We start from the raw sequence: 14,340 nt of genomic DNA on the forward strand, positions 1-14,340 counted from the left end.
TACGTCACGTTACTTAATGTCTCTGAAATACGAGACATAAGTAACGACGAGCGCAAAGTCCCTTTCAAAAATGATGATTACCTTGCTTCCGGGACTTCGAGTTTCCGAAGGGCATGTAAATCAATCATCAGAGACAACAAAATCTAGAAATCACCAAAAACGTAAATGCGGCAAGGCAATTACTATAGTTCCCTGTCGGCAGAAACCGCTATGTTGTGGCTGCAAAATTCTTAGTATTCTTTGACATAATAAGCAATATGTGGCTTGTCCACCATTTTGGTCTGCGAAGATTGCGTTTAATAAAAATGCAGCAGAAAAGAACCAGTCTCCCCTGCTGCAAATAAACTTATTCTGTTTTTAGGCCCGTTTCAAAGGTCCAGCTCCATTTGCCAAAGCTTCTGGTAAATGGATTGACGCCTCGTATATCATTATCGAGCAAGATTCCACTATTGGTTGAATGGATTCGCCAATATTTACTTTTGGAATACGCCCGTATGATCGTTCTTCCACGGTAAGTATATTTGTTTTTACTTACTTTTTTGATGGCTCCTTTTTTCACATATCCCTTTTTTTCAAGAAAATTTTTTACCTTCTTTGCGGAAGAAAACTTTCCATAGTATAAAGCGATATGGGTTGGATTGCCATTTTTGCCATATAACATAACATCCCCAAATTCCAAAGTACTGACAGCCGAATGATTCTGTGTATTACGACCGATCGCACCCTTTGAGCGTGTCTTGTTCCATAAAATTCTGCCGGTCATTGTCTTCTGTCCGGACAAATACGCCACTTTTGATCCCTTCACCCAGTCTCTGGTCGTCAATGCCTTCACCTTATAACTTTTGAAAGGCAATGCCGTCTTCGCAGAAACAGATTTCATACGGCCAATCGCAGCACGTACATATCCACTGCAATCACAGCGTATTCCATCTACAACCGCACCATAGCGTTTTCCTAAAAAACCTTTGGATAACACCTTGCGATAACATTCCAACTTAATCGTGCCATATGCGTTTGGCTTGGCTGTCGGCGTTGGATGGAATTTCATCGTCGGCGTTTTGGTTACCTGTGCAGATGCCGGCGTCGATGTTGGAACCGCCGTCGGATCCATCTGAGGTATATTCGTCTGCTGTGCAGCCGGCACAGGTGTAACCTCAACCTGCGCCGCACGCACAAACTGTCCTGACGAAACAGCCTGTCCCCATATACTGCTGATCGTCATTGTTACTGCAAATGCTAAGCCCCATACAAATCCCCTCTTATGATCTGTTTTTGCTTGCATAACCTTCTCCTATTACTGCATCTTTGGAAGCTTAGCAAGACTTGCTGCAATCTCTTCATCCGTAGGGATGTAGTCTCCCATCTTACCATCATTAAACTTCTCGTATGCATACATATCAAAATATCCGGTACCGGTAAGACCAAACAAGATTGTCTTCTCCTCTCCGGTTTCTTTGCATTTCAGCGCCTCATCAATTGCAACACGGATCGCGTGACTGCTCTCCGGTGCCGGCAAAATACCCTCAACTTTGGCAAATTTCTCTGCAGCATCAAATACAGAAGTCTGCTCTACGCTAACTGCTTCCATCAAACCATCATCATATAACTGTGAAAGTACAGAACTCATGCCATGGTAACGAAGACCACCTGCATGGTTTGGCGAAGGCATAAAGCTGCTGCCAAGTGTGTACATTTTAGCTAACGGACAGATTGCTCCTGTATCACAGAAATCGTATGCGTATTTACCACGTGTGAGTGATGGACAAGATGCCGGTTCAACTGCGATAAAACGATAATCTTTCTCTCCGCGAAGTTTCTCGCCCATAAATGGTGAGATCAGACCACCAAGATTCGATCCGCCACCTGCACATCCAATGATGATATCCGGTGTGACATCATATTTATCTAATGCAGCCTTTGTCTCCAAACCAATAATAGACTGATGCAGCAATACCTGTGCCAAAACGGATCCAAGTACATAACGATATCCATCCTGCGTTGTAGCAGCTTCTACTGCCTCAGATATCGCACATCCAAGGCTTCCGTTGGTATCCGGGAACTCTGCTAATATCTTACGTCCTACTTCGGTCGTATTGGATGGTGAAGGAGTTACCGATGCTCCATATGTACGCATAACCTCACGACGGAATGGCTTCTGCTCATAAGATACTTTTACCATATACACCTGACAATCCAAGCCTAAAAATGCACAAGCCATCGACAATGCAGTTCCCCACTGACCTGCTCCTGTCTCTGTCGTAACACCCTTCAGCCCCTGATTCTTCGCATAATATGCCTGTGCGATTGCTGAATTTAACTTGTGACTTCCCGAAGTATTATTACCCTCGAATTTATAATAGATCTTAGCCGGCGTCTGCAAAGCACGCTCTAAATGATACGCACGAACTAACGGTGCCGGACGGTACATTTTGTAAAACTGCAGGATCTCCTCTGGAATATCAAAATATGCCGTTGTATCGTCAAGTTCCTGCTTTGCCAGTTCTGTACAAAATACATGGCTAAGCTCTTCTAAAGTGACCGGCTTGCCTGTAGCCGGATTCAAAAGCGGTGCCGGCTTATTCTTCATGTCAGCACGAACATTGTACCACTGCTTTGGCATCTCATCTTCGTTCAAATAAATCTTGTAAGGTATCTTCTTGTTATCCATGTTACTTAGTTCCTTTCTTCATACTTTTTCTGTCAAAATCACGATGGTTTATCTCCTATCCGGTTCTAAACCATCGTGACCTTAGATCGCTATCTTTGATTATACCACAAATATTGCTTAAGAACAATGCCCCGTAATGATCCACGGTGCCGGCTGCTGCTTAAAGGCATGATTGCTTCCGAGCCGTGATACAGCGATCTGTATCGTATCTACATCGCCAATGCCAAACTTCTCCAAAATCGCTGCCGCACTTGCTGCCACCTGAAAATCCAAGGTGTATATAACAACACGGATCTGTGGATTCAACTTTGTCAGGTATGCCAATTCTTTCTCCATGCTTGCAGATGCCACCATAAATACAAGCGACGGTACCGGACAGTCTTTCATACTCTCTTCATCCACCCGGTCAATGATCGTCACATTCTGCAGACCGAAATAATCTACATTGTCTTCCATCGTGTCTCGGTCCGCACCATTGTACTCAACTGCCACGACCGTTCCCTCTGCTGCGATCAACGCTGTCTCAATGGCAATGCTTTCTCCACCGATAACACAAACATCATCCTGCGTATCCACCATCATTTTATTCAAAATGACGGCACGGATCTCACTGCCGACATAATGGATCGAACCTTTGCGGAACATGTCGTTCCCCATACCGATCTTAGCCGTATTGCGTGCATTAGGATTGACGATCAGCATTCCTGCCGATGCATTGATTCCACGATCGATCATGTCCTTCACTTTTTTGTTGTAAATCTGACCGCTCGGTTCTGAACCCTCGTTATACCAGACATCACATTCCCCCAGTCCGGCATTCCAAAGACGGTAAAAAATATCATTGATTCCTGCATTGGTAAAGATTAACGTCGTTTTGTGTGACTCTACCGTTGGAATCACATTTTTGTTCTTACGCGTAATATCAATGATCTTCACATGCTCCAGATCAATCGTCGTATTTCCTGCATAATACTGCAGCCACGACAAAATGATCTCATTTGTAAACACCTGCTTCTCCATGGTCATACCTCCTCACGTTATCTCGTAATGATTGTGCATAACGGAGTTTCGAAGAAACTCCTATGATGAGCAATTGCACTCATAGTATCTAAATCATTCATCCTATAAGAATATATACTTACAGATAAATAACACTGCCAACACATACATTAATACTGTATTTTTCTTGTGCTTGCCACAGAGCAGATTAATAACAACATAGGAAATGATACCGATAGAGATACCCTCTGCGATGCTGTACATAAGCGGCATTGCCAAGATTGTCAAATATGCCGGTACTGCTTCTGTCAGATCATTAAAATCAATGTCAACAACGGCTGATAGCATTAAGAATCCTACAAAGATCAATGCCGGAGCTGTTGCAAAGCCCGGAACTGCTGTAAATACCGGTGCAAAGAAAATTGCTAATAAGAACATGATCGCTGTCACTGCGGATGCAAGACCGGTACGGCCACCTGCACCAACACCGGCAGAACTCTCAACATATGTTGTCGTTGTAGAAGTTCCGATCACCGCACCTGCACTTGTTGCAATCGCATCTGCCAAAAGCGCCGGCTTAATGTTCGGTAATTTTTCATTCTCATCTAACATGCCTGCCTTGGAAGAAACACCAACGAGTGTTCCTATCGTATCAAACATATCTACGAACAGGAAAGAACATAATACAATAATAAAATTAAGAATACCAACGCCATGGAAATCAGCTTTGAAACACTGTCCAAACGTCTCACCGATCTTGCTGAAATCTGTCATGTGCATGGATGGATATAACGAATAAAATCCTTCCTTTACATTTACCTGATAAATACCAAGAGCCTGACTGAGCATTCCCAAGATCCAAGTTACAAGAATACCGATCAGGATCGCGCCCTTAAAGCCTTTGATATAAAGAATGACTGTGATGATCAAACCGATCAGGGCAAGCACCGCACAGATTCCCTGTGTATGCCAATTGCCGGCAAAATCACAATAGGTAACCAATGTAGAACTATTGGATACTACTAAGTGTGCTCCCTGCAGTCCGATAAATGCAATAAATAATCCGATACCTGCACTTACACCTTTCTTCAAGGTACTTGGTATCGCATTAAAAATAGCTTCTCTGACGTTTGTTAAGGATAGAACTATAAAAACAATACCCTCAACAAATACTGCCATCAATGCCACTTTCCAGGAATACCCCATATTGCCACATACTGTGTATGCAAAATAAGCATTCAATCCCATTCCCGGTGCCAGAGCAAATGGATAGTTTGCTAAAAGTGCCATTGCCATGGTTCCCACAAAAGAAGCCAGACAAGTTGCGATCAGCACGGCTGTGCTGTCCATTCCCGCTGCCGAAAGCATTGTCGGGTTGACTGCCAATATGTACGCCATCGTCATAAAGGTTGTCAATCCTGCGATCACCTCGGTGCGCGCGTTTGTGTTGTTCTCTTTCAAATGAAATAGTTTCTCGATCATTTTTACCTCCATAAAATAGTATTTTTCTCATTATAACTTTTTTATGGACGTGAAACAATCCCTATTATTTATATTTTAGATTTTTCGTAATCAATAAACATCATAAAGAAACCTAAGAATAATAAGATAGAACTGCACCAAATCGCCTGTTTATGGAATAATTTGATCAATCCATTCCCGAATACAGCACCTAATATAAAGCTGACGATAATGCCATAATACAATCCGGCCTTACCGAGAGAATCTCTATCTTTACTATGGAAATAATTAAATAAATTCTGCGTACCGGTACGCATATTCCCAATACACATTGTAGTCGCAACACCATTTCCATGAATCTTGCGGAAACTTTCCACCTGTATGCCACAAGCAAACGAAGTCAAAGAATTGGCCAGCAGATTAAACGATGTTGGAATGAAACCAACTCCCAATAATATCACTGCTTCCAACAATACTGACATCTGTCTCCAATGCAGTTTTTCAATATTTCTGGTATGTACATATTCAGCTAACGCAATGCCGATCGCAAACGCAACAACAGGAACAAGATAATGTATTGCCAAACGAATATTTCCCTCTGACAGATTAACACCAAACAACAGCATATTACCGGTTTGCGCATTTGCAAACACCCGATCTCTCACAATATAGGAATACGCATCCATCAGACCCCCTGACAGTGCTAATAAGATTCCAAGCCGTACTGACTCTGACATTTGTTTGGAATGTTTCATCTACCTCAACGCCTCCTATGCTAAACTCTCACAGCATTATAGAACCGTGCATTTTATCTGTCAAGATGTCAGATTCATGGATTGCAAAACATCTGCATGCTGTTGTACAATAAACACATAGCTCAAACTTCCCATACTGGAAGTTATTGTTCGAACCACATATTGTTTATTATGTCAGCAATAAATATGATATTTTGCAGCCGACAAACTAACTTGTTCTGCCGTCAGAGAACTAAGATAATTGCCGCAGAACGCAGAGTTTTTGCGTGATTTCTTATTTTGTTAAGTCTCTGATGAATACATGCCTGAAGGAGTGTCTGAGATGTGCCGGCTTAGCAAGGTATCATCGCTTTTTGGACGGGACGCTTTCGCTACGATGCGCTACGTTACGTTACTTAATGTCTCTGAGACACGAGACATAAGTAACGACGAGCGCAAAGTCCCTTTCAAAAATGATGATTACCTTGCTTCCGGGACATCGAGTTCTCCGAAAGGCATGTAAATCAATCATCAGAGACAACAAAATCTAGAAATCACCAAAAACGAAAATGCGGCAAGGCAATTACTATAGTTCTCTGACGGCAGAAATCGCTATGTTGTGGCTGCAAAATACTTAGTATTTTTTGACATAATAAACAATATGTGGCTGTGGTAATCTGAGATATGGGAAGTTTGAGTACATAGATAATTGCAATATTGTGTACCACAAACAGCAGGAGGAATGTGAAAAACATGAAAAATATTATTTTAACAGCAAATGGAACGCAAAAAGCAGATCTTGTATTAAAGAACGCTTCCATTGTAAACGTATTTACAGAATCCATTGAGGTCGGTGATGTTGCGATCACGGATGGCAAAATTGTCGGCATTGGCCGGTACGAGGGCAAAATTGAAAAAGATATGACCGGACGCTTCGTGTGCCCTGGTTTTATTGATGGACATATCCACTTAGAAAGCTCTATGGTCACCCCTTCGGAATTTGCAAGAGCTGTCATCGCACATGGCACAACCGCCGTGATTACCGATCCACACGAGATTGCCAATGTTGCCGGCTGTGACGGTATTACCTATATGATGCAGGCAACCAAAGATCTCCCTCTGGATGTCTTCTTTATGGTACCGTCCTGCGTACCGGCAACAGACTTAGATGAGTCCGGAGCCTGTCTGAATGCCGATGATATTACACCTTTTTATAATGATCGAAGGGTTCTTGGTCTTGCAGAAATGATGAACGCTTTCGGTGTCAATCAAGCCGATGGATCTGTCTTATCCAAGATCAAAACAACATTAGAACATGACCGCATTATCGACGGACATGCACCATTGCTATGCGGCAAAGAATTAAATGCCTATACAGCCGCAGGGATCCGTTCAGACCACGAATGCTCCAACATTGCAGAAGCCAAAGAAAAACTGTCACGAGGTCAGTGGATCATGATCCGTGAGGGCACCGCTGCCAAAAATCTTCAGGAACTTATGCCGCTATTCGAGGCTCCTTATTATAATCGGATCCTGCTTGTAACGGACGATAAACATCCTTTGGATCTTCTAAATGACGGTCATATTGATGCTATCATCCGCAAAGCAGTTCACTTAGGTGCAGATCCAATTCGTGCCATTAAAGCAGGCAGTTTGAATGCTGCCACGTATTTCGGTTTACGTGACACAGGTGCCATCGCACCGGGTTATGATGCCGACATCGTTGTTTTGAACGATCTTACAGATCTGCATGTACAGGAAGTCTACAAACAGGGAACGCTCATCAGCGAACGCGGGCAAATAACGACGGCTGTAAACAGTAATACGGATTCCATTCCTGAGCGTGTCATCCATTCTTTTCATGTGGAAAAGATTACGCCAGCGCAGCTCGTAATCCCAAAACAGGGCGAACACATCCGCGTCATCGAATTGCATGCAGGAGAGCTTCTTACCTCCGAACGCACAGCCAGCTGGAATACGGATACCAGCGCAAAAGACTGGGCAGATGGTATCAATCCGGACGATGATATTATAAAAATCGTTGCTATCGAACGCCACAAAAATACCGGACATCTCGGCAAGGGCTTCTTAGGAGGCTATGGTCTCAAAAAAGGCGCAGTTGCAACAAGTATCGGACACGACTCTCATAACTTGGTCGTGGCCGGAACAAACGATACTGATATTGCCATAGCAGCCAATGCAGTGATTGAAGCAGAAGGCGGACTTGCCATTGCCTGTCAGGGTGAACTGAAACATACTTTACCACTGCCGATTGCAGGTCTGATGTCAGATCAGCCTTTAGAACAAGTCAACACCGAACTGGAAACGATGAAAAAAACACTTCATGACTGGGGCATCCCTATGGATATCGACCCGTTTATGACACTCAGCTTTGTCAGCCTGCCTGTCATTCCGGCATTGCGTCTGAATACGTATGGTCTTATTGATGTCAATTCGCACAAAGTAGTAGACGCCAGCTTTTCATAGACAAACCTACAAGTTTTTCATCAACAAACCTACAAGCTTTTCATCGGCAAAAGAAATTTTTATTTGACAATCATTCTGTTATGCGTTATACTTGAATGGTTGTTGGGATCTTAGCTCAGCTGGGAGAGCATCTGCCTTACAAGCAGAGGGTCACAGGTTCGAGCCCTGTAGGTCCCATAAGCAGTTATTTTACTGCGATGCCGCAGTGGCGGAACTGGCAGACGCCCAGGACTTAAAATCCTGTGGGTAGTGATACCCGTACCGGTTCGATTCCGGTCTGCGGCATTTTTCATTTTAATTATTTCCTGATATAACGTCTCTGTTTTATACAGAGACGTTTTGTTGTTTTTAAGATCTATTATTTTATTTCTCACTTGCCTAAACTTCACAGTTTCAATGCTACTGGATTCAAAGAAACCATTTCCTTTCGTAAAATAAAAATTACATAGCATTTACATAAATATGATAGTAGTGTATTTTTCAAAATCGTATAGTAAAAATGTACCGTAAATACAACATAATGTATGGTACAAAGATCGAACAGAGGAGTGAGTCAGTATGCCCAAGGCAAAAAAAACAGATAAACAAAGAATTTATATTTTAGATACTAATATTTTCATGGCTGACCCAGATTGTATGAACCGTTTTGGAAAACATATGATCGTCGTACCGGATATGGTTATTGAAGAATTGGATGACAATAAAAAGGCATCTGGTGACAAAGGCTATAATACCAGACAGTCTCTACGCAATTTTGACAGTTTGCGCCGCAAAGGAAATCTCATCAAAGGTGTTCCCACAGAAAGCGGTGGTTCTATTCGTATTACATCGGATTACGATCATGTTATATTGCCTTCAGGCTGGAAAGATAAGCCGGATAATCGAATCCTGCAAGTTGCAAAAGGGATGAAAGAAGAATCTGAGCAGCCGGTTATTCTTGTATCCAAAGATACCAATGTACGAATCAAGGCAGATATCCTAAAAGTTAAGGCGGAAGATTATAAACACGAAATGATCGATGAGGACCATTTGCGATACAACGGAAGAAACGAAATCTTACTAACGGATAAAGACTTTCAAAAATTGTTACAGGGAACTCCTATTGAATTAAAAAAAGCAAAGTTTGAACGATGTAATAAAGATCGCGAATTGTTAGAAAACGAATTTTTGTATATTACCAATCAAACTACTTACGGTACGTTATTGGCAAAAGTACGAGAAAATTTTATCGTTAGTCTGCAATACGACTCCATTCGTCCCTTTGGTGTTCAGCCCCGAAATGTTGGCCAGCGCTTTGCAATAGAAGCACTGCTTGCTCCAGCTAATGAACTGCCACTGGTGATCCTGAAGGCTCTGCCGGCACCGCCAAAACATTCCTTACATTAGCATGCGCTTTGCAGCAATGTGCCGAGGAAAACATATATCGAAAAATCACGATCGCAGATTGTCTGCGGAATGGAGATTACAATGAAAACGAACAAGATTACATACGAACAGATCAAAAAATCACCGGAAGTCAATGCATATATCCAACAAGGCAATGCCTCTTTACAGACACAGGGATATACCGATCACTCTTCGATCCATGCTTCCATTGTTTCCAAACAAGCTGCCCGTATTTTACAAAAGCTTGGTTATGATAATAGAACGGTGGAATTGGCGCGGATTGCCGGCTATATGCATGACATCGGCAACTGCATCAACCGCAAGGATCACGCCCACCACGGTGCTGTACTTGCCCATTCTATCCTAAAAGATCTTAATATGGATTACGATGAAATTGCATTGATCATGAATGCAATCGGAGAACACGATGAAAAAACAGGTCATGCAACAAATCCTATTTCAGCAGCACTGATATTGGCCGACAAAACGGACGTGAGACGTGACCGGGTACAGACAAAGACTCCAGAAGCATTTGATCAGCATGACCGGGTAAACTATGCTGTTACCGGTGCAGCGCTGCATATCCGTCCACAAAAGGAGCAGATACAATTTAGCATACAACTGGACGAATCTATCTGCTCTATGATGGATTATTTTGAAATTTTTCTCCAAAGAATGCTGATGTGTAAACGTTCTGCTGAAGTCCTGCATATGCGATTCAAAATGACCGCTAATGGCAACAAGATCTGCTGATCTTTAATGCAATAACTCAAACTTTATATACCTTGCTAAACCGGGATATCTCATAATACATTCCAGATAAAATAACAGAACGCCTCTGTAAATTAGAGACGTTCTGAAAGGAAAAAGTTAAAATGAAAATGCCGCAGACCGGAATCGAACCGGTACGGGTATCACTACCCACAGGATTTTAAGTCCTGGGCGTCTGCCAGTTCCGCCACTGCGGCATCGCAGTAAAATAACTGCTTATGGGACCTACAGGGCTCGAACCTGTGACCCTCTGCTTGTAAGGCAGATGCTCTCCCAGCTGAGCTAAGATCCCAATAACGACCCAGAAGGGACTCGAACCCTCGACCTCCGCCGTGACAGGGCGGCGCTCTAACCAACTGAGCCACTAGGCCATTATGATAAGCTGAAGTATCCTCTTATGTAATTCTCTTCAGCTCATCCAGTGGACCCTCAGGGACTCGAACCCTGGACCGATCGGTTATGAGCCGATTGCTCTAACCAACTGAGCTAAAGGTCCAAAAACATAAGATCATACTATGTCAGATACAACGTCTCAACAGAGACGCCGAACAATATATATATTATCATATAATTTCTCTGATTGCAACTCTTTTTATTCTATATTCGCATTATTATATCCGCATTGTGCAAAAAACTCTCTCTTGGTCTAATCTTTCAGAGAATCATTCTCATACATACTAATCATATCTTTCGAGGAATCGTAATATGTATTCCGAACAATCTTCTTTCCAAGGACAGCCGAAATGTTCCTCCATAGTTTGCTACAACATGCTGTACATTTTTGATGCCATATCCATGCCGGCCATCTTCCCTCTTCGTTGTGCGTAGTTCATTATCCACTATTGTCACAGGTCCTTGATAGGTGTTTTGAATATCCAACGACAATGTCCCGTCAATCAGACGCATCGTAAAATATATCGTATGTTCTTCCTCACATTCTTCACTCGCTCTAATCGCATTATCCAATAAATTCGCTAATATCACAACAACATCCTGATCTTCCAGCCAAATTCCCTTCAAATCATTAAAACGACATACGATCAAAACTTTCCTTTTGGCAGCTTCGTTATATTTTTGATTTAACACAGTATTCACAATCACATGATTTGTATTCATCCACTCCACATTATAAGACAATTTCTGGTCTATATTGTGTAAATAATGTTCCAATTCTTGATACTTCTGTTTCTCACATAAAGAAGTCAGACAAGTCAAATGATGGTGAAATTCATGAATGCTCGCTTTCTGTATTTCATTATTTTGACATATATTTTTATACAACTTCATCTGCGCTTCCGTGTCATTTTTAAATTCCAAATGCAGCATCTTCTCTGCTTTCTCTTGAACAATCATATCCAAAAAGTATACTACTACAAAATTAATCGCTATCAAGCATACAGCAAGCATTCCATATACTGTGACCTGATGGACCGATTGAATATTAGGCAAATCTGCTACAAGCAATGCAATCATCAAAAAGGTCACCACTGGAAACGCCATAAAGCGAAGCCATATCCTGTTTGCTACTGCATTTACCTTGCGCCGTATAAATATCTTATTGACGATATAGATCAAACAAAACAAGATACTTTTTGACAATAAAGCAAGTAACATCTGCGTCGACGATAATGAAATAATCCTATTTTCCAAAAACATACTTGCCAAAACAATAAAACAAAAATCAACAACCAAAATAATACTTTGATATATTGTTGCAAGCACAATACTCTTTCTCCAATCTGTCGAAAAGAAAACTGCAGCATTATACTCAAAACAAGCACTATCATCAATAATTTAATCACAAAATACTTAGCAAATATTGTTGATATCACATCCAGCAAAACCACCGATATAACAACGGTTGCTATTGTACGCTTTACTGTGATTTTATCTCCTGCTTCACAAAAAGTCTGTGCGTAAAAAAAATAAATACTGACTTCAATAATAATTAATAAAAGTCCTTGAATAAATCCTAACATATCAACTCTCCTCTACCTGATAAGTTTCCTATGTATTTCGCTTTCGCCTTGGAATTGCCTGATCACGAAACAGTTTGCAAACTTCTGTTTTTCTCTGTTTTGATATTGTCAAAACTGTTCCGTCTAAAAGTTCAACTTCTTTAGAATTATAGGCATATACATACTTCATATTTACCAAGTAACTTTGATGAATACGAACAAACCCATTCCAATGATTTTCCTGTTCCCAAATATTGAGTGTACATCTTGCCAAAGTAAATACATAATTGCTTTCTGCTTGAATATGAAATTTCAAATCATGTAGTATACTTTCTATATAAATAATATCTTCCGTTTGGAGGAACATATCTAACTCTGTAAAATGATATTTCTTGACCTGTTTTATTTCTGGATTTATATCAAGACATGCATCTAACGCTTCCTGCACCGCCTGCGTCATCGTATCCTTATTCTTGATAATATAACGAAATGCCGCCACCTTAAACGCATCTAGCGTATACTCTACGTGAGAAGACACAAAAATGACCTTTGACTGTTCATTCAATTTACGAAACCATGCAGCAGCCTCCAATCCATTCATCTCTTTCATTTCAATATCCAAAAATACAATATCATATTTCCTGCATCGTACTCCCTTTTCCACAAACTCTTCACCAGATTCAAACAAATCTGCAGTAAATTCAACTTTTTTTGAATCTATGTATCCTTTGACCACGTTAAAAAGTTCTTCTAACATGATCGGTTCATCATCACAAAATGCAATACTTAACACTTTCTTCCTCCAAATTACATATGTATATTCTGCTTCGCAGCCGCTTGTTTTTCTTTGAGGCTCATAACGTCATTCGACTATTCGCCTTTTTATCAAACTCGCAAATACGCTCTTTCAGAGCTTTTTCGCTTGTTTCACAAGCTTATTTGCTCGTTAATGAGCCCAGAAAAACAAATGTCTGCTTCGCAGCCGCTTGTTTTTCTTTGAGGCTCATTATATCATAAACATACTATGTATTTTGGTATATGCCAAAAATATAAGGTTATATGTAAAAAATAAATTTTCTTTGCTAGATTGCATATATATTTATTATCTGTCAAATAACTTACCACTGTCCTTTTCTCTCTTAGGTTCATCCGTACAACTACGTTTCTTTCACTTCCTGTCCCAGTCCGATTGCCAACACCATAAGTGCTGCACAGGTGATCATAGCCATAGCCAAATACAATACCATGCCTCTATTCCCAACAATCCATAATATTATAACGATACTGCTTTCTACTGCTGCAATGATTCTAGCACGCCATTTAACATGAAGAATCTCTGTCTTAGACATAAACATATTGGGATGATTTACAGTTCCAATGATCTCTATAACAATACCGGATACAACAAATACACCAAATATTCCTACTTGTATTAATGCTGCTACATTATGTAATAAATAGTAAATCATTACAAACAACGCAATAGAGCAACTATAACAAGATATAAAACGTGATAAATGATAGCCTCCTGTCCGCCTTCTCAAAATATACAAAAATGTCAGATATCCAACAGTTTGCCACAATATATGGAAAAATATCCCTATACATATTATTGTTACAAACCATATTATAGATTCAGCAATGCATAAAATACTGTATACATACTCTTCTTTTTGACATTGTTCAACGATATTAAATTCTATCATCTCGTCTACTAATTTTTCTACAAAACAATACATCTATCTACCTCTATTTCAGATGTATTCATGCAGTTTCTTATAATCCAACTTTCCATTCATCGTACGTGGCAGCTCCTCTATCTGAATATACTTCACACTGCCACGCAGGATCGGATAGCGTTGCAGCACACGTCGTT

12 protein-coding genes and 6 tRNA genes are annotated in these 14,340 nt (G+C 40.8%); 5 read left to right on the forward strand and 13 right to left on the reverse strand.

Going from position 1 to position 14,340, the window contains the following annotated elements; translation table 11 throughout:
* Positions 1–346 precede the first annotated feature (346 nt).
* From DW981_RS12640 to DW981_RS12660, 5 genes are all read right to left on the reverse strand, one after another.
* Positions 347–1,282 (reverse strand): hypothetical protein, encoded by a 936-nt coding sequence (locus DW981_RS12640; RefSeq protein WP_118507979.1) that lies wholly within the window; start codon positions 1,280–1,282, stop codon positions 347–349.
* A gap of 12 nt (positions 1,283–1,294) precedes the next feature.
* Positions 1,295–2,668 carry a TrpB-like pyridoxal phosphate-dependent enzyme gene (locus DW981_RS12645; RefSeq protein ID WP_022025884.1) on the reverse strand — a complete coding sequence of 458 codons (1,374 nt, stop codon included), beginning with the start codon at positions 2,666–2,668 and terminating at the stop codon, positions 1,295–1,297.
* 117 nt (positions 2,669–2,785) lie between these two features.
* Positions 2,786–3,688, reverse strand: coding sequence for a precorrin-6B methylase (locus DW981_RS12650; protein ID WP_118507980.1), 903 nt, complete (start codon positions 3,686–3,688; stop codon positions 2,786–2,788).
* A 102-nt stretch (positions 3,689–3,790) separates the two neighbouring features.
* Positions 3,791–5,149 carry an NCS2 family permease gene (locus DW981_RS12655; protein WP_118507981.1) on the reverse strand — a complete coding sequence of 453 codons (1,359 nt, stop codon included), beginning with the start codon at positions 5,147–5,149 and terminating at the stop codon, positions 3,791–3,793.
* Between the two features lie 68 nt (positions 5,150–5,217).
* Complete coding sequence (locus tag DW981_RS12660) at positions 5,218–5,883, reverse strand: YoaK family protein (RefSeq protein WP_118507982.1); 666 nt, start codon at positions 5,881–5,883, stop codon at positions 5,218–5,220.
* Positions 5,884–6,615: 732 nt separating this feature from the next.
* Here DW981_RS12660 and ade point away from each other — a divergent pair.
* The 5 genes from ade (at position 6,616) to DW981_RS12685 (ending at position 10,488) form a co-directional block, all read left to right on the forward strand.
* Complete coding sequence (ade, locus tag DW981_RS12665) at positions 6,616–8,349, forward strand: adenine deaminase (protein WP_118507983.1); 1,734 nt, start codon at positions 6,616–6,618, stop codon at positions 8,347–8,349.
* A 104-nt stretch (positions 8,350–8,453) separates the two neighbouring features.
* Positions 8,454–8,526 (forward strand) — tRNA-Val (locus DW981_RS12670).
* A 22-nt stretch (positions 8,527–8,548) separates the two neighbouring features.
* Positions 8,549–8,634 (forward strand) — tRNA-Leu (locus tag DW981_RS12675).
* A gap of 273 nt (positions 8,635–8,907) precedes the next feature.
* Positions 8,908–9,735 carry a PIN domain-containing protein gene (locus DW981_RS12680; protein WP_118507984.1) on the forward strand — a complete coding sequence of 276 codons (828 nt, stop codon included), beginning with the start codon at positions 8,908–8,910 and terminating at the stop codon, positions 9,733–9,735.
* Between the two features lie 81 nt (positions 9,736–9,816).
* Positions 9,817–10,488, forward strand: a complete 672-nt coding sequence (locus DW981_RS12685) for an HD domain-containing protein (RefSeq protein ID WP_243034756.1) — start codon at positions 9,817–9,819, stop codon at positions 10,486–10,488.
* A 129-nt stretch (positions 10,489–10,617) separates the two neighbouring features.
* On the opposite strand, the gene DW981_RS12690 is transcribed toward DW981_RS12685, so the two are convergent.
* The 8 genes from DW981_RS12690 to DW981_RS12720 all read right to left on the reverse strand — a co-directional run bounded on the left by DW981_RS12690 (position 10,618) and on the right by DW981_RS12720 (position 14,203).
* Positions 10,618–10,703, reverse strand: a tRNA-Leu gene (locus tag DW981_RS12690).
* Positions 10,704–10,725: 22 nt separating this feature from the next.
* A tRNA-Val gene (locus DW981_RS12695) sits at positions 10,726–10,798 on the reverse strand.
* 5 nt (positions 10,799–10,803) lie between these two features.
* A tRNA-Asp gene (locus DW981_RS12700) sits at positions 10,804–10,877 on the reverse strand.
* 51 nt (positions 10,878–10,928) lie between these two features.
* Positions 10,929–11,002: transfer RNA gene (locus tag DW981_RS12705), tRNA-Ile, on the reverse strand.
* 185 nt (positions 11,003–11,187) lie between these two features.
* Positions 11,188–12,006: a GHKL domain-containing protein gene (locus DW981_RS12710; protein WP_182434279.1), complete on the reverse strand. Its 819-nt coding sequence runs from the start codon at positions 12,004–12,006 to the stop codon at positions 11,188–11,190.
* A gap of 71 nt (positions 12,007–12,077) precedes the next feature.
* Positions 12,078–12,485, reverse strand: a complete 408-nt coding sequence (locus tag DW981_RS15230) for a hypothetical protein (RefSeq protein WP_182434280.1) — start codon at positions 12,483–12,485, stop codon at positions 12,078–12,080.
* A 28-nt stretch (positions 12,486–12,513) separates the two neighbouring features.
* Complete coding sequence (locus DW981_RS12715) at positions 12,514–13,257, reverse strand: LytTR family DNA-binding domain-containing protein (protein WP_118507987.1); 744 nt, start codon at positions 13,255–13,257, stop codon at positions 12,514–12,516.
* Between the two features lie 364 nt (positions 13,258–13,621).
* A complete protein-coding gene (locus DW981_RS12720) occupies positions 13,622–14,203 on the reverse strand; it encodes an accessory gene regulator B family protein (RefSeq protein WP_118507988.1) in 582 nt (193 codons plus the stop codon).
* Between the last annotated feature and the right edge of the window lie 137 nt (positions 14,204–14,340).

The organism is Clostridium sp. AM49-4BH (genome assembly GCF_003478335.1).
In the GTDB taxonomy this organism is placed as follows: Bacteria; Bacillota; Clostridia; order Lachnospirales; family Lachnospiraceae; genus Butyribacter.

What these genes read in the sequence shown, in the direction of transcription:
- DW981_RS12680 (WP_118507984.1), top strand. Translation starts at nt 8,908, where the DNA reads ATGCCCAAGGCAAAAAAAACAGATAAACAAAGAATTTATATTTTAGAT.
- DW981_RS12650 (WP_118507980.1), bottom strand. Translation starts at nt 3,688, where the DNA reads ATGGAGAAGCAGGTGTTTACAAATGAGATCATTTTGTCGTGGCTGCAG.
- DW981_RS15230 (WP_182434280.1), bottom strand. Translation starts at nt 12,485, where the DNA reads ATGTTAGGATTTATTCAAGGACTTTTATTAATTATTATTGAAGTCAGT.
- DW981_RS12660 (WP_118507982.1), bottom strand. Translation starts at nt 5,883, where the DNA reads ATGAAACATTCCAAACAAATGTCAGAGTCAGTACGGCTTGGAATCTTA.
- DW981_RS12710 (WP_182434279.1), bottom strand. Translation starts at nt 12,006, where the DNA reads ATGGCGTTTCCAGTGGTGACCTTTTTGATGATTGCATTGCTTGTAGCA.
- DW981_RS12720 (WP_118507988.1), bottom strand. Translation starts at nt 14,203, where the DNA reads ATGTATTGTTTTGTAGAAAAATTAGTAGACGAGATGATAGAATTTAAT.
- DW981_RS12655 (WP_118507981.1), bottom strand. Translation starts at nt 5,149, where the DNA reads ATGATCGAGAAACTATTTCATTTGAAAGAGAACAACACAAACGCGCGC.
- DW981_RS12645 (WP_022025884.1), bottom strand. Translation starts at nt 2,668, where the DNA reads ATGGATAACAAGAAGATACCTTACAAGATTTATTTGAACGAAGATGAG.
- DW981_RS12640 (WP_118507979.1), bottom strand. Translation starts at nt 1,282, where the DNA reads ATGCAAGCAAAAACAGATCATAAGAGGGGATTTGTATGGGGCTTAGCA.
- DW981_RS12685 (WP_243034756.1), top strand. Translation starts at nt 9,817, where the DNA reads ATGAAAACGAACAAGATTACATACGAACAGATCAAAAAATCACCGGAA.
- ade (WP_118507983.1), top strand. Translation starts at nt 6,616, where the DNA reads ATGAAAAATATTATTTTAACAGCAAATGGAACGCAAAAAGCAGATCTT.